We start from the raw sequence: 16,680 nt of genomic DNA, 5'->3' as shown, positions 1-16,680 counted from the left end.
GGTGCGACGGTCACCTTCCTGGAGGCCCCGCTCTGGGGGTACCGCCCAGCCTCAGCTGGGGGCCGTTGGCTGGAGGAGAGTGTGGCGGCGGTCGATTGCGGGTGCCGATTCGTGGGGGGTGGGTCCTGTTCGGCCCTAGAAGCGGGTGCCGACGGGCGCGGGCAGGGCGTCGAGCTCGGTGAGGTCGGCGTCACTCAGCTCAAGGTCGACGGCGCCGACGTTGTCCTCCAGGTGCGCGAGCCGGGTGCTGCCGGGGATGGGGACGACGTGCGGGCCCTGGGCGAGCACCCAGGCGATCGCGACCTGGGCGGGGGTGGCGTCGTGGCGCTGGGCGACCTTCTCCACGCCGTCCACGATCCGCAGGTTCCGCTCCAGCGCGGCGGGCGCGAACCTGGGCTGCTGGGAGCGGAAGTCGCTGGCCGGGAGCTGCTCGGCGCTGCGGATGGTGCCGGTGAGGAAGCCGCGGCCGAGCGGCGAGAAGGGCAGGAAACCGACGCCGTTGGCGAGGCACCAGGGCAGGGTGTCGGCCAGCGGGTCGCGGGACCACAGCGAGAGCTCGGACTGGAGGGTGGCCACCGGGTGGATGGTCGAGGCCCGCTCCAGGTGCTCGACGCCGGCCTCGGAGAGGCCGATGTGCCGGGCCTTGCCGGCGGCGACCAGCTCGGCCATGGCGCCCCACGACTCCTCGATCGGCACCTCGGGGTCGATCCGGTGCAGCTGGAAGAGGTCGACGCGGTCGGTGCCGAGGCGGCGCAGGCTGCCGTCGATGGCGGCCCTGATGTGCTCGGGGCGGCCGTTGGGCGTCACCTTGACCTTGGTCGGGTAAAGCGTCATGTCCGGCACCAGACCGCACTTGGTGGCCAGCACGACCTCGTCACGGCGGCCGGCCAGGGCGCGGCCCACCAACTCCTCGTTGGTGAACGGGCCGTAGAGGTCGGCGGTGTCGATGAAGGTGACGCCGAGGTCGAGGGCGCGCTGGATGACCTTGACGGACTCCACGTCGTCACGCTCGGACTCGGCGTAGACCCAGCTCATGCCCATGCAGCCGAGGCCGATGGCGGAGAGCTCGAGCCCACTGTCGCCGGGCAGACGTGTCTTCATGTTCGGTGGCTCCTTCGCGATGTCGCGTGACGGTGGGGATCAGTACGGCGCTACGGGGGTGAAGTAGCGGCGCGGGTTGTCGACGAGCATCTGCCGCACGTCGTCCTCGGTGACCCCGAGCTCCAGCAGCGCGGGGATGACGCGGCGGTGCAGGTGGGTGTAGTCCCAGTCGGGCAGGGTCGCCGCCATGTCCTCCTGGGTGAAGTAGTCGATGAAGCACGGGCAGTCGTGGGAGAGGACCATCCGGTCCGCGTAGCCGTCGGCGACGAGGTCGGCGACGATGCGGACCCGCTTCTCGTGCGGCGTGAAGTTGTCGAGGCCGAACCGGTCCATGCCGATGGTCGAGCCGGCGTCCATCAACTCCCGCAGGTAGTCGAGGTCGTCGGTGTCGCCGCTGTGGCCGATGATCACGTGCCGGAGGTCGACGCCCTCCTCGGCGAGGATCTTCTGCTGCGGGAGGCCGTTGCGCACATAGGCGTTGGAGTGGGTGGTGATGGGGGCGCCGGTCTCGCGGTGCGCCTGGGCGGTGGCGCGCAGCACGCGTTCGACGCCCTCGGAGACGGTGGCCTCCTCCGTCGCGCACTTGAGCACGGCGGCGCGGACCCCGGTGTCCGCGATGCCGGTGGTGATGTCCCGCACGAACAGCTCGGTCATCGGCTCGGGCCCCTCGAAGAGCCGGCCGGGGCCCCGGTAGTGAAAGAAGTAGGGGACGTCGTGGTACGTGTAGACGCCGGTGGCCACGATGATGTTGAGCGGCACCCGGGCGGCCACCTTCTTGACCCGGGGGATGAACCGGCCCTGACCGATCGCGGTGAGGTCGACGAAGGTGCGCACCCCCAGCTCGTGGGCGCCGGTCAGCTTGGCGACGGCGTCCTCGACGCGCTCCTCCTCGTTCCAGAGGTGCGGCTGGTTCTGCTGGACGTCGGGGGTCAGCACGAACAGGTGCTCGTGCATGAGCGTGACCCCGAGGTCGGTGACCGGGACCGGCCCCCGCACGGTCTGGACGACGGCCTCCTCGCCGACCGGATTTTCTGACGTAGCCATGCCATCTCCTCGGACGCCGATGCGGGCGGCGCTGATCGGGGCGGACCTGGAATCGGGCGAACTCCCCAAGCCTCAGGTCAGGAGCAGCAGCTCACAAGGCGAGATCGGGATGCCCGTTCGGGTACCCCGCGCGGCCGCCGGCGCCCGCAACGGACGCCGGCGGCCGTCCGGTTCAGGGCGCGACGAGCGGCTCGGCCCCGTAGGCGCGGTGCAGCGCGTCGACGAATTCCGGCGCCTCGGGCAGTTCCGTCCCCGCGATCCGCGACACCGCCACCCCGGGCGTCCAGGAGTTCATGACGACGGCCCCGCGCAGCGCCGACAGGTCCGCCGGGGTGACCTCCCGCACCCGCTGCGCGGTCCCGAGCCCTTCGAGACGCCGCCGCAGAATCCCCATCGTGACCCCGCCCAGGACGTCGGCCGCCGGCCACACCACGGCCTCGCCGTCCCAGAACGCGAGGTTCCAGATGGTGGCCTCGCCGAGCCGCCCCCGCCGGTCGAGGAACGCCGCGTCGTCGAAGCCGTCCGCGACGGCCCGCCTGAGCAGGTACGTCTTGGCCACCTCCCCCACGTGCTTCAGCCCTGGCAGCGTCCGCTCGTGCTCCACCGCGGCCAGCGCCAGCGGCCCGGCCGGTCCTTCGGTGGCGGGCCCGGTCCGCACCAGCACGTCGAGTTCTCCCCCGGCCGCGGTGTACTCGCCGGCCGACGAGTACACCGTCGCCACCAGCGACACGTCGTCCGGCCCCGCGGCCAGCGCCGTCCGCAGCAGCTCCCGCACCCGCTCGTCGGGCAGCGACCGCCCGAACAGCTCCTCGGACGCGGCCCGCAGCCGCGCCAGATGCAGGTCGAGCCCCCTGATCCGCCCGCCCCGCGCCTGCGCCGCGGTGAAGTGCGCGTACCCGGCGAAGGCCAGCGGCGCCAACTCCTCGACGCTCGCCGCCCGCCCGTTCCTTTGCACGACGAAGAACGTCACACCATGCTCCCTGGTTCGAGGAATGTCCCTGGTCGCGGCGACGTTAGGGCCTGACACCAGTGGAAGAGTCAAACGCGGGTGGTGTGCGTCGGATGCTGATCGGGGAGCTGTCGCGGCGGACGGGCGCGAGCCAGCGGTCGCTGCGGTACTACGAGGCCCAGGGCCTCCTCACCGCCGACCGTGGCCCGAACGGCTACCGCGACTACGCCGAGGACACGGTCGCCACCGTGGGCCACATCCGCGCCCTGCTGCGCATCGGCCTCTCCAGCGCCGTGATCCGCGCCGTCCTCCCCTGCGTCCGCGGCGAACTCCGCGACCCCACGCGCTTCACCTGGTGCGAGGACCTGCGCGCCGTCCTGACCCGCGAACTGGCCTCCATGGACGACCGCATCGACGGCCTCCGACGCAGCCGCCACGCCCTGGCGACCTACCTCGCGGACTCCTGACCCGCGTCAGCCACCCGGACGTGCCGTGGGTCGGCCGCCCGAACCCCGCTCCCTCGGTGCCGTCACGCGTCGACCGGGACCCAGGCCAGGCGGTCGCCGTCCTGGCGGACGCGGCCGAAGGGGACGTCCGCGAAGTGGACGCCGAAGCCGATCGTGTCGGGTTCCTGGAGTTCGGCGACGAGCCCGCGGCGGGCCTCGGTGGACGCCGTGGTGTCGTGGTCGGGGGCCGCGTGCCAGTCGGGGTGGTGGATCTGGGCCGGCGTGTGCATGGCGTCGCCGAAGGCGATCAGCCGGCGGTCGTCCGTCGTGACGACGTAGCTGGCGTGGCCGGGCGAGTGGCCGGCGGAGAGCCGGACGCGGACGCCGGGGAAGATCTCCTCGCCGTCCGTCACGGTCCGCACGTACGGGGCCATCGCGTCCAGGATGTCGGCCCCGGTGCCGGCCGCCTCCAGGAACTCGCGCTGGGTCCACTCCGGTTCCGACACCAGGTAGGGGGCGTGCGCGAACGGCGGGCGGTCGCCGCCCGGGGTGGGGAGCCAGCCCCAGCCGACGTGGTCGACGTGCAGATGGGTGAAGGCCACGGCCTCGACGTCCGTCGGCGCGCGGCCGAGTCGGGCCAGGTTGTCGAGGAGCGCGCCGCCCTGGATCTCCGTGACCGGGCCCTCGGGACCTGTCGGGTAGGAGTGTGGCCCGAACCCGGCGTCTATCAGCAGGGCGCGGCCGTCGCGCTCCACCAGCAGGCCGCCGATGCCCGCCACGACGTTGCCCGCCTCGTCCAGGTACTCCGGGTGGACGGCCCAGTCCTCGTCGGTGCTCGCCGGGAACCAGCCGGTCGGCGTGAGTCGGCAGACCCCGTCCGGCACATAGGTGACCGTGGTCTCACCGAGTCGCAGCGACCTGACGGTCGCCGGCTTGCGCAGTCGTTCGTGCATCAGCTCCATGGACCGACCGTAAAGCATCAAGCTAGAAACATTCAAGCTTCCAATTTTCAGGCTTGAGCTAAGATGGTTCGCATGAGCGACCAGGACCAGGAGACCCGCGCCAGCGCGGAACGGCAGCTGTGCGGCCTGGTGAACGGGATGGCCCAGCGGATCGCGGAGCATCTGCGCCTGCGCGCCGCCCGTCTCGGGCTCACCGCGCCACAGGCCACCGCGCTGCGCGAACTCAGCGGGCCCATGACGATCAGCGAGCTGGCGGAGCGCATGAGTTGCGAACCGTCCAACGCCACCTTCGTCGTCGACAAGCTGGAGAAGCAGGGGCTGGTGGAGCGTCGCCCGCACCCCGCCGACCGGCGGGCCAAGTGGCTGGTCCTCACCCCGGAGGGCACCGACCTCAGGGGGCGGCTGCTCGAACTGCTCGGCGAGGACTCGCCGTTGGGCGGCCTGTCGCGGGACGAACAGGCGGCGCTTCAGGGGCTGCTCCAGCGGGCGATCCGCCCGGAGAGCCGGAGCTCGTGAGCGGGGCGGGCTCAGCGCCGCTCGCTCCCCAGCATGCCGCGCAGCAACTCCGCCAGATCCGCCCGTAGTTCGGCCTCGGTCGGCGGGTCGGCCGACTCCGCGCCCGCGACGAAGCGGAACTGGACGCCCTCGCACCAGGCGGCCAACGACCGCGCCTGGCGGTCGGGATCGGCGGCGCCGAGCGCGGACAGCGCGGCGACCAGCGGGGCGCGGAAGCCGCGGCCGGCGGCGTCGTAGGCGACGCGCAGTTCGGGGCGCCGAGTGGCCTCCAGGGCCAACTCGAAGCGGGCCCTCGTCAGTTCGCGACCCGTGGTGATCGACGCGTGCACGGCGCGGGCCAGCGGCTCAACGAGCACGTCGAGCGCGACGGGCGCGACGGGCGCGACGGGCGCGACGGCCGGCCCCGGCCCGGCGGGTCCGGCGTGCGCCGCCTCGCGGACGGCCAGCCGGCGCACGGCGAGTTCGAGCAGCGCGGACCGGGTGCGGGCCCGGTTGGAGGTGGAGCCGGGCGGCAGCCCGGCCGCCTCGTCCACCGCGCGGTGGGTGAGACCCCGGGAGCCGCGCTCGGCCAACAGCCCGAGTGCGGCGTCGGCGATGACGTCGATCCGTGGCGTGCTCACACGGCAGAACCTACCGCCCCCGAAACCGGGTGCGCGGCACGGCCGGCGCGGGTTAGGGTGCCGGAATGCAGTTCCTGCGCCAGATCTACGGCTGACCCGGCCAGGGCCCAGCGCCCGGCCCCGTCTCGCGAATCGCGCGGGCGCCCCGATGGCGGCGCCCCGGTTCGTCGTTCCCTCACCCGCCGTAGAACTGAAACGAGTGATCTCCCATGCCAGCACGGACTCGTGCCCATATCGCCATGATCGGCATCCCCGCCGTCAGTCACGTCCTGCCGAGCCTGGAGGTGATCCGGGAGCTGGTGGCCCGCGGCCACCGGGTGACCTACGCCAACGACCCGGCCGTCACCCAGGTCGCCGACCGGATCGCGGAGACGGGCGCCGAGCTCGTCCCCTACCCGACCGCCCTGCCGGTCGCCGACAACGACTGGCCCGACGACCCGATCGCCGCGATGCGCGTCTTCGTGGAGGACTCCATCCAGGCCCATCCGCGGCTGCGCGCCTTCTACGACGCCGACCCGGCCGACCTCTACCTGTACGACATCGGCACCTACGCGGCGCGCGCCATCGCCGAGGCGCAGGGCCGCCCCTACCTCCAGCTGTCGCCGACCTTCGTGGCCTGGGACGGCTACGACAAGGAGGTCGCGGAACCGCTCCTGGCACTGCCCGGCGGCGACGCGCTCCGTGCCCGGTTGACCGAATGGCTGGCCCGCTGCGGGGCCACCACCACCGACATGGAGGAGTTCTCCCGGCGCCCGACGGGCTCCGTCGCCCTCATCCCACGGGCGATGCAGCCGCACGCGGACCGGGTGGACACCGGGACGACGACCTTCGTCGGCCCCTGCTTCGGCGCCAGGACCGCCCGGGACACCTGGGCCCGCCCGGCCGGCGCGGAGCGGGTGCTGCTGATCTCGCTCGGCTCGGCGTTCACCAGGCGGACGGAGTTCTACCGACGGTGCCTGGCGGCCTTCGGGAATCTGCCGGGCTGGCACGTGGTGCTGGGGATCGGGCGCCACACCGACCCCGGCGAGCTCGGCGAGATCCCGTCCAACGTCGAAGTGCACCCCTGGGTGCCGCAGTTGGCGATCCTGGAGCAGGCCGACGCGTTCGTCACCCATGCCGGGATGGGCGGCAGCAGCGAGGGCCTGTACGCGGGGGTGCCGATGATCGCGGTGCCGCAGGCCGTCGACCAGTTCATGAACGCGGACCGGCTGGTGGAGCTCGGTGTGGCCCGGCGGGTCGACACCGAGGACGCCACGGCCGAGGCGCTGCGGGCCGCGCTGACCGAGCTCGTCGACGACCCCGAGGTGGCCCGCCGTTCGGCCCGGCTCAGGGCCGAGGCGCGCGCCGAGGGCGGCACCGAGCGGGCCGCCGACCTGATCGAGGCCATGCTCGGCTGACAACGACAACGCGGCAACTACAGCCGTAGTGCGCGGGGGGCTGGACGGGACTACACTTGTAGTTCCCAAGGCTTCTCTGGAGGACCCATGTCCCTCCCCCGCGCCATCGTCGTCGGTGCCGGCATCGGCGGGCTGACCGCGGCCGTCGCCCTGCACCGCCGCGGCTGGCGGGTCACCGTCCTCGAACGGGCCCCGGCGCTCGAACCGGTGGGCGCCGGCATCGCCGTCGCCCCGAACGCCCAACGCGCGCTCGACGTCCTCGAACTCGGCGACGCCGTGCGCGCGTTGGCGGCGTTCTCCGGCACGGGCGGCCTCCGCACCCCGCGCGGCAGATGGGTGTCGCGGACCACCGGCGAGGCCGCGGCCGCCCGCTTCGACGGCCCGGTGGTGCTTGCCCACCGCGCCGAACTCGTCCACCTGCTGGTCGACGCGCTGCCGGAGGGCACCATCCGCACCGGCACCACCGTCACCGGCGTCGCGCCTGGTGCCCCGGGCGGCGCGCCGGCGGAGGTCACGGCCGGACGGGAGACGGCGGAAGCGGAGCTGCTGGTGGCGGCGGACGGCATCCACTCCCGCACCCGCGCGACGCTCTTCCCCGACCACCCGGGACTCGCCTACGCCGGCTTCACCGCCTGGCGCTTCGTCGCGGACGCGCCACCCGAGGGATACGTCCCGCACGAGACCTGGGGGCGCGGCCGGCTCTGGGGCACCACCCCGCTCACCGAGGGCCGGGTCTACTGCTACGCCACCGCCGTCACCCCACCGGGAGAACACGCACCCGACGACGAACGAGCCGAGCTGCGGCGGCTGTTCGGCGACTGGCACCAGCCGGTGCCGCGCCTCCTCGACGCCGTCGCCCCGGGGGCCGTACTGCGCGGCGACGTCCACACCCTGGCCGCGCCGCTGCCCGCCCTCCACCGCGGCCGGGTGGCGCTGCTCGGCGACGCGGCACACCCCATGACGCCCAACCTCGGCCAGGGCGGCTGCCAGGCCATCGAGGACGCCGTGGTGCTCGCCCGACTGGCGACGGCGGACGGGGAGTTGGCCGCGTACACCGAGCGACGCCTGGCCCGCACCACCATGGTGGCGCACCGCTCGGGCCGGATCGCCCGCCTCACCACCTGGTCATCGGGTCCCGCCGTGGCCGCACGCACCCTGCTGTTCGGCGCCGGCCGACTGCTCGGCCCCACCGCCGCCCTGCGCACTCTGGACGGCATCGCGGACTGGCGACCGCCGCGGGCCGACGACCCGAACTGAGCCACCCGACCGGCCGGCAGGCCAGCGGGCGCCCAGCGGGAACGTCAACGCACCGGGTGACCGGACGCCCGCAGGGCGCCCTTGACCTCGCCGATCCGCAGATCGCCGAAGTGGAAGACCGACGCGGCGAGCACCGCGTCCGCGCCCGCCTCGATGGCCGGCGGGAAGTGTTCGAGCCGGCCGGCGCCGCCCGAGGCGATCACCGGGATCGTGACGTGCTTGCGGACCGCCGCGATCATCGAGGTGTCGTAGCCGTCCTTGGTGCCGTCCGCGTCCATCGAGTTGAGCAGGATCTCGCCGGCGCCCAACTCGGCCGCCCGGTGCGCCCATTCGACCGCGTCGAGGCCGGTGCCGCGGCGGCCGCCGTGCGTGGTGACCTCGAAGCCGGACGGCGTGGTGGTGCCCTCCGGGCAGCGCCTGGCGTCCACCGAGAGGACCAGCACCTGGCGGCCGAAGCGCTCGGCGATCTCCCTGATCAGCTCGGGGCGGGCGATCGCCGCGGTGTTGACGCCGACCTTGTCGGCGCCGGCCCGCAGCAGCCGGTCCACGTCCTCGACCGTCCGCACGCCGCCGCCCACCGTGAGCGGGATGAAGACCTGCTCGGCGGTGCGGCGCACCACGTCGTAGGTGGTCTCCCGGTTGCCCGAGGAGGCCGTGATGTCGAGGAACGTCAGCTCGTCGGCGCCCTCGGCGTCGTAGACCTGCGCCATCTCCACCGGATCGCCCGCGTCCCGCAGGTTCTCGAAGTTGACGCCCTTGACGACCCTGCCCGCGTCCACGTCGAGACAGGGAATGACCCGTACGGCAAGACTCATGCGGCGACCCCTCCGCCGGAGACCACCGCCAGCGCCTCCTCCAGCGTGAAGGCGCGGGCGTACAGGGCCTTGCCGACGATGGCGCCCTCGACGCCCTCCGGCACCAGGGTGGCGAGCACGCGCAGGTCGTCGAGCGAGGAGACGCCGCCGGAGGCCACCACCGGGCGGTCCGTGGCGGCGCAGACGGAGCGCAGCAGGTCGACGTTGGGGCCCTGGAGGGTGCCGTCCTTGTTGATGTCGGTGACGACGTAGCGGGCGCAGCCCTCGGCGTTCAGCCGGGCCAGCGTCTCGAACAGGTCGCCGCCGTCCCGCGTCCAGCCGCGGCCGCGCAGCGTGGTGCCGCGCACGTCGAGGCCGACCGCGATCCGGTCGCCGTGCTCGGCGATGACCTTGGCGACCCACTCGGGCGACTCCAGGGCCGCGGTGCCGAGGTTGACGCGGGTGCAGCCGGTGGCCAGCGCGGCGGCCAGCGACGCGTCGTCCCGGATACCGCCGGACAGCTCGACCTTGATGTCCATGGTGCGGGTGACCTCGGCGATGCGCTCCCGGTTGTCGCCGGTGCCGAACGCGGCGTCCAGGTCGACCAGGTGCAGCCACTCGGCGCCGGCCGCCTGCCAGGCGAGGGCCGCGGCGAGCGGGTCGCCGTAGGACGTCTCGGTGCCGGAGACGCCGTGGACCAGACGGACGGCCTGGCCGTCGCGGACGTCGACGGCGGGAAGGAGCTCAAGCGTGGGCATGACGGGCATCTACAGTGTCTCGATCCAGTTGGTGAGGAGGCGGGCGCCGGCGTCGCCGGACTTCTCCGGGTGGAACTGCGTCGCCCACAGCGGGCCGTTCTCCACGGCGGCGACGAACGGCTCGCCGTGGGTCGCCCAGCTGACCAGGGGCGCGACCTGCGCCTCGTGATGGGCCGCCAGCTCCCAGTCGTGCACGGCGTAGGAGTGCACGAAGTAGAAACGGTCCTCGGCGGACAGGCCGGCGAACAGCGCGGAGCCGGCGGGCGCCTCGACGGTGTTCCAGCCCATGTGCGGCACTATCTCGGCGTGCAGCGGGCCCACCGTGCCCGGCCACTCGTCGAGGCCCTCGCTCTCCACGCCGTGTTCGATGCCGCGGGCGAAGAGGATCTGCATGCCGACGCAGATGCCGAACACCGGCCGGCCGCCGGCGAGGCGGCGGCCGACGACCCAGTCGCCGCGGGCCGCGCGCAGCCCGTCGATGCAGGCGGCGAAGGCGCCGACGCCGGGGACCAGCAGGCCGTCGGCGTTCATCGCGGTGTCGTAGTCCCGGGTGATCTCGACGTCGGCGCCCGCCCGGGCGACGGCGCGCTCGGCGGAACGGACGTTGCCGAAGCCGTAGTCGAAGACCACGACCTTCTTGGCGGAGGTCATCGGATCACCCGAGCCTGAGCAGGCCGGCCACCAGGCACAGCGCGCTGCTGCTGCCGAGCAGCACGACCACGCCCCTGGGCAGGCCCTGCTTGAGGAACGAGATCACCCCGCCGAGCAGGAAGAGCCCGACGACGATCAGCACCGTCGACACCCCGTTCACAGCGCCCCCTTGGTCGACGGGATCCCCGTCTGCCGCGGGTCGATCTCGCTGGCGTAGCGCAGCGCCCTGGCCAGGGCCTTGAACTGGCACTCCACGATGTGGTGCGCGTTCCGCCCGTACGGCACGTGGACGTGCAGCGCGATCTGGGCCTGGGCGACGAACGACTCCAGGATGTGCCGGGTCATGGTGGTGTCGTAGGAGCCGATCATCGGCGCCAGGTTCTCCGGCTCGCGGTGTACCAGGTAGGGGCGGCCGGAGAGATCGACGGTCACCTGGGCGAGGGACTCGTCGAGCGGCACCGAGGCGTCGGCGAACCGGACGATGCCCCGCTTGTCGCCCAGCGCCTCGCGGAACGCGGCGCCCAGCGCGAGGGCCGTGTCCTCGATGGTGTGGTGGCTGTCGATGTGCAGGTCGCCCTCGGTGGTGACGGTGAGGTCGAACAGGCCGTGCCGACCGAGCTGGTCGAGCATGTGGTCGAAGAAGCCGACTCCGGTCGACACGTCGACCTTCCCGGTGCCGTCGAGATCGATCTCGACCTTGACCGAGGTCTCCTTGGTGGTGCGTTCCACGCGACCCACGCGGGTCATTCGTTGTTCTCCTTCATCACGGCTCGAACCGCGTCGAGAAACGCGTCGTTCTCCTGACGGGTGCCGGCGGTGACGCGCAGCCGCCCCGGCACACCGTTGTCCCGGACCAGCACCCCGTGGTCGAGCAGCCGCTGCCAGACGTCGTGCGGGTCGGCGAACCGGCCGAACTGCACGAAGTTGGCGTCGGACTCGGTGACCTCGCAGCCCAGCACCCGCAGCTCGACGACCAGCCGGTCCCGCTCGGCCTTGAGCTCCTCGACATAGCCGAGCAGCGTGTCGGAGAACTCGAGCGCGGCGTGCGCGGTGGCCTGGGTGACGGCCGACAGGTGGTACGGCAGCCGGACCAGCTGGACGGCGTCCACGACGGCCGGGTCGGCGGCGAGGTAGCCGAGCCGCAGCCCGGCGGCGCCGAACGCCTTGGACATGGTGCGGCTGATCACCAGCGTCGGCCGGCCCTCGATCAGCGACAGCAGCGAGGGCCGGTGGCTGAACTCGGCGTACGCCTCGTCCACCACGACCAGCGCGCCGGGGCCGCCGCTGGCGGCCTGCGCCGCCTCGTACAGCGCCAGCACCGTCTCGGGCGAGACGGCGGTGCCGGTCGGGTTGTTGGGCGAGCAGACGAACACGACGTCGGGCCGGTGCTCGTGGATGGCGGCGACGGCGGCCTCGGTGTCGATGTCGAACTCGGCGGTGCGCGGCCCGGAGATCCAGCCGGTGCCGGTGCCCCGGGAGATCAGCGGGTGCATCGAGTAGGAGGGGTCGAAACCGAGGGCGGTGCGGCCGGGCCCGCCGAACGCCTGGAGCAGCTGCTGGAGGATCTCGTTGGAGCCGTTGGCCGCCCAGATCTGGTTCGGCCCGAGCCGGTGCCCCGTGGTGCGGGTGAGGTAGTCGGCCAGCTGGGTGCGCAGCACCACCGCGTCCCGGTCGGGGTAGCGGTTGAGGGTGCGGGCGGCGTCCGAGACGCGCTCGGCGATGCGCCGCACCAGCTGCTCCGGCATCGGGTACGGGCTCTCGTTGACGTTGAGCCGCACCGGGACGTCGAGCTGCGGGGCGCCGTACGGGGACTTGCCGCGCAGCTCGTCGCGGACGGGGAGGTCGTCGATGCGGGTCACTTGCTCTGGGGAACCTTCCGCTCGTCTTCGCTGCCTGCCGCGCCCTCGACCGCGGCGTTCCCGAACCTGACGCTGACCGCCGAGCCGTGGGCCGGCAGGTCCTCCGCCTCGGCGAGGGCCACCACGTGGTGGGCGACGCCGGCCAGCGCCTCGCGGTCGTAGTCCACGACGTGCATGCCACGCAGGAACGACTGTACGGAAAGCCCGGAGGAGTGGCAGGCGCAGCCTCCGGTGGGCAGGACGTGGTTCGAGCCGGCGCAGTAGTCGCCGAGCGAGACGGGCGCGTAGGGGCCGACGAACACGGCGCCCGCGTTCCGCACCCGGGCGGCGACGGCGGCCGCGTCCTCGGTCATGATCTCCAGGTGCTCGGCGGCGTACGCGTCGACGACGGCGAGGCCGTGGTCGAGGTCCGCCACCAGGGCGACGCCGGACTGCCGGCCGGTGAGCGCCTCGGTGATCCGCTCCCGGTGCCTGGCGGCCGGCACCTGGCGGCGCAGCTCGTCGTCGACCGCGTCGGCGAGCGCGACGGACGGGGTGACCAGCACGGCGGCGGCCAGCACGTCGTGCTCGGCCTGGCTGATCAGGTCGGCGGCGACGAGCCGCGGGTCGGCGGTGTCGTCGGCGAGGACGGCGATCTCGGTGGGGCCCGCCTCGGCGTCGATGCCGATGACGCCGCGCAGCAGCCGCTTGGCGGCGGCGACGTAGACGTTGCCGGGGCCGGTGACCAGCCGGGCGGGGCGGCACTCCTCGGTGCCGTAGGCGAACATGGCGATGGCCTGGGCGCCGCCGGCGGCGTGGACCTCGGTGACGCCGAGCAGGGCGCAGGCGGCCAGGATGGTGGGGTGCGGCAGGCCGCCGTGGTCGGCCTGCGGCGGCGAGGCGACGGCGAGCGAGGCGACGCCCGCCTCCTGGGCCGGCACCACGTTCATGACCACGGACGACGGGTAGACGGCGCGGCCGCCCGGCACGTAGAGGCCGACGCGCTCGACGGGCACCCAGCGCTCGGTGACGGTGCCGCCCGGCACGACGCGGACGGTGGAGTCGGCCCGCCGCTGGTCGCGGTGGACGAGCCTGGCCCGCCTGATGGACTCCTCGAGGGCGGCCCTGACGGCCGGGTCGAGGGCGGCCAGCGCCCGGTCGAGCTCCTCGACGGGCACCCGGACCCGGTCGATGGTGACGCCCTCGAACCGCTGCGCGTACTCGATCAGCGCCGCGGTGCCGTGATGCCGCACGTTCTCACAGATCGGCCGCACCTTCTCCAGGGCGGCCTCGACGTCGAACTCGGCGCGCGGCAGCAGGTCGCGGTCGATCCCGGCCGGGGAGGCCGGGATGTCCCGCAGATCGATTCGGTTCAGCACGGTTCCCAGTCTCGCAGACGGCCGGAACGGGCCGGTGGCGCAGTTCACCATGTGGGCCGGCACCACACGGGCCGGGCGGGACCGCGCCCGGTGGCGGCGGACGAGGCAGCCGATAGGCTGGCCGGTCGTGACGACCACGCGCCTGCCGCTCTTCCCGCTGAACACCGTGCTGTTCCCCGGGCTGGTGCTGCCGCTCAACGTCTTCGAGGCGCGTTATCGCGCCATGATGAGCGACCTGTCCGAACTGCCGGAGGAGGGGCCGCGGCCGTTCGCGGTGGTCGCCATCAGAGACGGCCGCGAGTCCTCGCTGAGCGGCCTCGGGCTGCCGGAGGAGGGCGAGCGCCCCGAGCGCGGTCCGGCGGACGGCTTCGACCCGGAGGATCCGATGCGCTCGTTCCACGACGTGGGCTGTGTCGCCGACGCGTCGACGATCAGGCCACGGCCGGCGGCCGAGGGGTTCGAGGTGCTGGCCACCGGCACCACCCGGTTCCGGCTGGTGTCGGTGGACGCGAGCGGGCCGTATCTGACGGCCGAGGTCCAGCCGTTGGAGGAGGTCGCGGGCGAGGGCGCCGGCGCGCTGGCCTCCGGGGTGCTGCGGGCGTTCCGGGGCTACCAGAAGGTGCTGGCCGGCGCCAACGAGCGGACGCTCGGGCCCCGGCAGGAGCTGCCGGACGACCCGTCGGTGGTCTCCTACCTGGTGGCGGCCGCCACCATGCTCTACACGGCGGACAAGCAGCGGCTGCTTCAGGCCAAGGACACCGCGACCCGGCTCGCCGAGGAGCTGCGGATCCTGCGGCAGGAGACGTCGGTGATCGCGCGGCTGCCCTCGGTGCCGGGCGCGGAGTTCACGGTCCGGCCGACGAGCCTGAACTGAGGCCCGCGATGGGGAGGAAGAAGCAGCAGGGCGCGGGCGGCACCCCCGCGACGGTCGCCGCGACCGGGGCGGGCGTCCCGTTCACGCTCCATTCCTACACACACGACCCGACCTCCGCGCTGTCCTACGGCGAGGAGGCCGTCCGGGCGCTCGGGGTGGCGCCGGAGCGGGTCTTCAAGACGCTGCTCGCCGAGGTGGACGGCGAGCTGGTGGTGGCGGTGGTGCCCGTGGCGCGCTCACTCGGCCTGAAGGCGCTGGCGACGGCGCTCGGCGGGAAGCGGGCCGCGATGGCCGACCCGGCGGCGGCCGAGCGCGCCACCGGCTATGTGCGGGGCGGGATCTCGCCGCTCGGCCAGCGGCGGCGGCTGCGGACGGTCGTGGACGACTCGGCCGCCGGCCTCGCGTCGGTGTTCGTGTCGGCCGGCCGGCGCGGCCTGGAGATCGAGCTGGCCCCGGCCGACCTGCTGCGACTGACCGGGGCGGCCAGCGCGGCGATCGCCCGCGACCAGGGTGTGTCCGGGCCGGTCCGGGCCTAACGCGCCGGGTCGCCGGTCGGTTCACCCCATCGGGGGAACTCGGTCGGCACCGGGCGCGGATCGCGCGGGCCCCAGGCGGCCATGCAGAGCAGGTGGACGCCGATCGCGGCGAACGGCAGGCCGAGCAGCACGCCGCGGGCGCCGAGGTCGAGGGGGGCGTCGAAGACGGCGGAGCCGGCCGCGCGGGCGTGGGCCGCCAGGTCCTGCTGGGGCCCGAACCAGACGCCGATCCGCCAGGCGACGAACGAGCCGCCCAGGGCGCCGGCGGCCAGCCCGATCACGGACGCCACCCCGTCGTGGCGGCGCAGCAGGAAGACGAGCAGGCCGGCGAGAGCGCCCACGGCGAGCCCGATCAGCAGGAAGGTGCCGTCCGCGCCGAAGGCCTGCTGGCCCTCGGGCTCGGCGAGGATCACGTCGTTGCCACTGGCGACGAGCGGCACCCTGGGCGCCCGCCACAACCAGAGAAAACCGAGCAGCGGTCCGGCGAGCGCCGCGACAGGCAGTCCGACCAGCAGCGCCAGGCGTATCTCCCGCCCCCAGCTCCGGCCGGCCGGCTCGGCCGGGGCGGGCGCCTCCGGCACTGCCCACGGGTCGTGGCCACGGTGCGCGGCGGGACGCGGTTCCGGTGCTGGCTCGGGTGCGCTCACCCCGTCATCCTGCCAGGTCCGGCCGGATGTTCGGGCCACGGGACGGCCGTTCGGCCGTATGAACAGCTGAGCGGTTCAACGGTTCAACGCACCGCGGCCCGGCGATACGCCCAGGTCGCGAGCGCGAGCGCGAGGGCGCCGACGACGGCGCAGACGGTGAGGTTGGCGGCCACGGAACCCCAGTCGGGGCGCGGCCCGAGCGCGGCGGCCAGCGCGTCCACGCCGTAGCTGGACGGCAGCAGGTCCCGCAGCCAGCGGGCCGGCTCGGGCAGCCGGGGCTCGGGCAGCACGCCGAGCAGCAGGGCCGCGGACATGCCGAGCTGACCGCAGAGGGTGGCCAGCTCGGCACGGGGCGCGAGCAGCCCGAGCGCGGCCCCGAGCCCGGCGAGCGCGGCCCCGGCCAGCGGCACGACGGCCAGCGCCACCCAGAGGCCGCCGAGCGGCAGCTGGTAGAGCAGGGCTCCGACGACGGCGGTCACGAGGACCCCGGGCACGGTGAACGACGCGTAGGCGGCGGCCGTCCCGAGCGCGACGGCGGCGCCCGGCACCGGCAGCGTGGCGTAGTGGTCGAGCCCCCCGGCGGCACGGAGGTGCCCGAAGTACTGGGCGAGCAGGTTGAGCGCCACGAAGGCGACCACGAGCACGGCCGACCCCGCGACCACGGCCCGCGCCTCGTCCCCGCCGCCGTCGACGACGCCGCGCATCAGGACCATGATCCCGACGGACTGGAACGTCGCCACGAACAACAGCGGAATCCGCGCCACCCGCGCCCGCGACAACTGCGCCCGGTACACGGCTCCCAACGCCCCCCACACCGCGACCCGCGGCGCCAACGCGACGGCGGCCTCACCACCACCGACCATCAACGGACCTCCGTCCACACGTCATGGCTGTCTCCCCTGGGCTTCTCC

Annotated in this window: 20 protein-coding genes; 6 read left to right on the top strand and 14 right to left on the bottom strand. The window is 73.8% G+C overall.

Annotated elements, in window-relative coordinates:
• Window positions 1–135: 135 nt before the first annotated feature.
• From E1283_RS04125 to E1283_RS04115, 3 genes are all read right to left on the bottom strand, one after another.
• Window positions 136–1,101, bottom strand: coding sequence for an aldo/keto reductase (locus E1283_RS04125; protein WP_132816478.1), 966 nt, complete (start codon window positions 1,099–1,101; stop codon window positions 136–138).
• A 39-nt stretch (window positions 1,102–1,140) separates the two neighbouring features.
• Window positions 1,141–2,145, bottom strand: coding sequence for a phosphotriesterase family protein (locus E1283_RS04120; protein ID WP_132816477.1), 1,005 nt, complete (start codon window positions 2,143–2,145; stop codon window positions 1,141–1,143).
• Window positions 2,146–2,317: 172 nt separating this feature from the next.
• The gene (locus E1283_RS04115) at window positions 2,318–3,115 is read right to left on the bottom strand and encodes an aminotransferase class IV family protein (protein WP_132816476.1); all 798 of its coding nucleotides are present in this window, start codon (window positions 3,113–3,115) and stop codon (window positions 2,318–2,320) included.
• Between the two features lie 92 nt (window positions 3,116–3,207).
• Here E1283_RS04115 and E1283_RS04110 point away from each other — a divergent pair, with 92 nt between their 5' ends.
• On the top strand, window positions 3,208–3,561 hold the full coding sequence (locus tag E1283_RS04110; protein WP_132816475.1) for a MerR family transcriptional regulator: 354 nt from the start codon (window positions 3,208–3,210) through the stop codon (window positions 3,559–3,561).
• A 62-nt stretch (window positions 3,562–3,623) separates the two neighbouring features.
• Here E1283_RS04110 and E1283_RS04105 read toward each other — a convergent pair whose 3' ends face one another.
• On the bottom strand, window positions 3,624–4,502 hold the full coding sequence (locus E1283_RS04105; protein ID WP_207930289.1) for an MBL fold metallo-hydrolase: 879 nt from the start codon (window positions 4,500–4,502) through the stop codon (window positions 3,624–3,626).
• Between the two features lie 72 nt (window positions 4,503–4,574).
• On the opposite strand from E1283_RS04105, the gene E1283_RS04100 reads away from it, so the two are divergent.
• A complete protein-coding gene (locus E1283_RS04100; protein ID WP_243744584.1) occupies window positions 4,575–5,018 on the top strand; it encodes a MarR family winged helix-turn-helix transcriptional regulator in 444 nt (147 codons plus the stop codon).
• Between the two features lie 11 nt (window positions 5,019–5,029).
• Here E1283_RS04100 and E1283_RS04095 read toward each other — a convergent pair whose 3' ends face one another.
• A complete protein-coding gene (locus E1283_RS04095) occupies window positions 5,030–5,638 on the bottom strand; it encodes a TetR/AcrR family transcriptional regulator (RefSeq protein ID WP_132816473.1) in 609 nt (202 codons plus the stop codon).
• A gap of 209 nt (window positions 5,639–5,847) precedes the next feature.
• On the opposite strand from E1283_RS04095, the gene E1283_RS04090 reads away from it, so the two are divergent.
• Window positions 5,848–7,035, top strand: a complete 1,188-nt coding sequence (locus E1283_RS04090; RefSeq protein WP_132816472.1) for a macrolide family glycosyltransferase — start codon at window positions 5,848–5,850, stop codon at window positions 7,033–7,035.
• Window positions 7,036–7,122: 87 nt separating this feature from the next.
• Window positions 7,123–8,292, top strand: a complete 1,170-nt coding sequence (locus E1283_RS04085; RefSeq protein WP_132816471.1) for an FAD-dependent monooxygenase — start codon at window positions 7,123–7,125, stop codon at window positions 8,290–8,292.
• Window positions 8,293–8,336: 44 nt separating this feature from the next.
• Here the strand turns inward: E1283_RS04085 and hisF are convergent, their stop codons facing one another.
• Genes hisF through hisD form a run of 7 tightly spaced genes read right to left on the bottom strand, consistent with a single transcriptional unit; the run spans window position 8,337 to window position 13,712 of the window.
• The gene (hisF, locus tag E1283_RS04080) at window positions 8,337–9,107 is read right to left on the bottom strand and encodes an imidazole glycerol phosphate synthase subunit HisF (protein WP_132816470.1); all 771 of its coding nucleotides are present in this window, start codon (window positions 9,105–9,107) and stop codon (window positions 8,337–8,339) included.
• Window positions 9,104–9,844: a bifunctional 1-(5-phosphoribosyl)-5-((5-phosphoribosylamino)methylideneamino)imidazole-4-carboxamide isomerase/phosphoribosylanthranilate isomerase PriA gene (gene priA / locus E1283_RS04075; protein WP_132816469.1), complete on the bottom strand. Its 741-nt coding sequence runs from the start codon at window positions 9,842–9,844 to the stop codon at window positions 9,104–9,106. The genes hisF and priA overlap by 4 nt, the downstream gene beginning before the upstream one ends.
• 9 nt (window positions 9,845–9,853) lie before the next feature.
• A complete protein-coding gene (gene hisH, locus E1283_RS04070; protein ID WP_132816468.1) occupies window positions 9,854–10,495 on the bottom strand; it encodes an imidazole glycerol phosphate synthase subunit HisH in 642 nt (213 codons plus the stop codon).
• 4 nt (window positions 10,496–10,499) lie between these two features.
• Entirely contained in the window at window positions 10,500–10,655 is a 156-nt protein-coding gene (locus E1283_RS37020) for a hypothetical protein (RefSeq protein WP_165956005.1), read from the bottom strand.
• Window positions 10,652–11,242, bottom strand: coding sequence for an imidazoleglycerol-phosphate dehydratase HisB (hisB, locus tag E1283_RS04065; protein WP_132816467.1), 591 nt, complete (start codon window positions 11,240–11,242; stop codon window positions 10,652–10,654). Before hisB ends, E1283_RS37020 begins: the two co-directional genes overlap by 4 nt.
• Entirely contained in the window at window positions 11,239–12,354 is a 1,116-nt protein-coding gene (locus E1283_RS04060; protein ID WP_132816466.1) for a histidinol-phosphate transaminase, read from the bottom strand. The genes hisB and E1283_RS04060 overlap by 4 nt, the downstream gene beginning before the upstream one ends.
• Complete coding sequence (gene hisD / locus E1283_RS04055) at window positions 12,351–13,712, bottom strand: histidinol dehydrogenase (RefSeq protein ID WP_132816465.1); 1,362 nt, start codon at window positions 13,710–13,712, stop codon at window positions 12,351–12,353. Before hisD ends, E1283_RS04060 begins: the two co-directional genes overlap by 4 nt.
• A gap of 127 nt (window positions 13,713–13,839) precedes the next feature.
• Between hisD and E1283_RS04050 the strand changes: the two genes are divergently transcribed.
• Both E1283_RS04050 and ybaK read left to right on the top strand, forming a co-directional pair.
• The gene (locus E1283_RS04050; RefSeq protein ID WP_132816464.1) at window positions 13,840–14,586 is read left to right on the top strand and encodes an LON peptidase substrate-binding domain-containing protein; all 747 of its coding nucleotides are present in this window, start codon (window positions 13,840–13,842) and stop codon (window positions 14,584–14,586) included.
• A gap of 8 nt (window positions 14,587–14,594) precedes the next feature.
• Window positions 14,595–15,122, top strand: coding sequence for a Cys-tRNA(Pro) deacylase (gene ybaK, locus E1283_RS04045; RefSeq protein WP_132816463.1), 528 nt, complete (start codon window positions 14,595–14,597; stop codon window positions 15,120–15,122).
• Here ybaK and E1283_RS04040 read toward each other — a convergent pair.
• Both E1283_RS04040 and E1283_RS04035 read right to left on the bottom strand, forming a co-directional pair.
• A complete protein-coding gene (locus E1283_RS04040) occupies window positions 15,119–15,769 on the bottom strand; it encodes an ABC transporter permease (RefSeq protein ID WP_132816462.1) in 651 nt (216 codons plus the stop codon). The two genes, ybaK and E1283_RS04040, sit on opposite strands and share 4 nt — an antisense overlap.
• Window positions 15,770–15,852: 83 nt before the next feature.
• Window positions 15,853–16,632, bottom strand: a complete 780-nt coding sequence (locus E1283_RS04035) for an ABC transporter permease (RefSeq protein ID WP_132816461.1) — start codon at window positions 16,630–16,632, stop codon at window positions 15,853–15,855.
• Window positions 16,633–16,680 lie beyond the last annotated feature (48 nt).

The organism is Streptomyces hainanensis (assembly GCF_004348415.1).
In the GTDB taxonomy this organism is placed as follows: domain Bacteria; phylum Actinomycetota; class Actinomycetes; order Streptomycetales; family Streptomycetaceae; genus Streptomyces; species Streptomyces hainanensis.
Note: the sequence above shows the minus strand (reverse complement) of the source record. Positions and strands in the feature narration are given on the sequence as shown.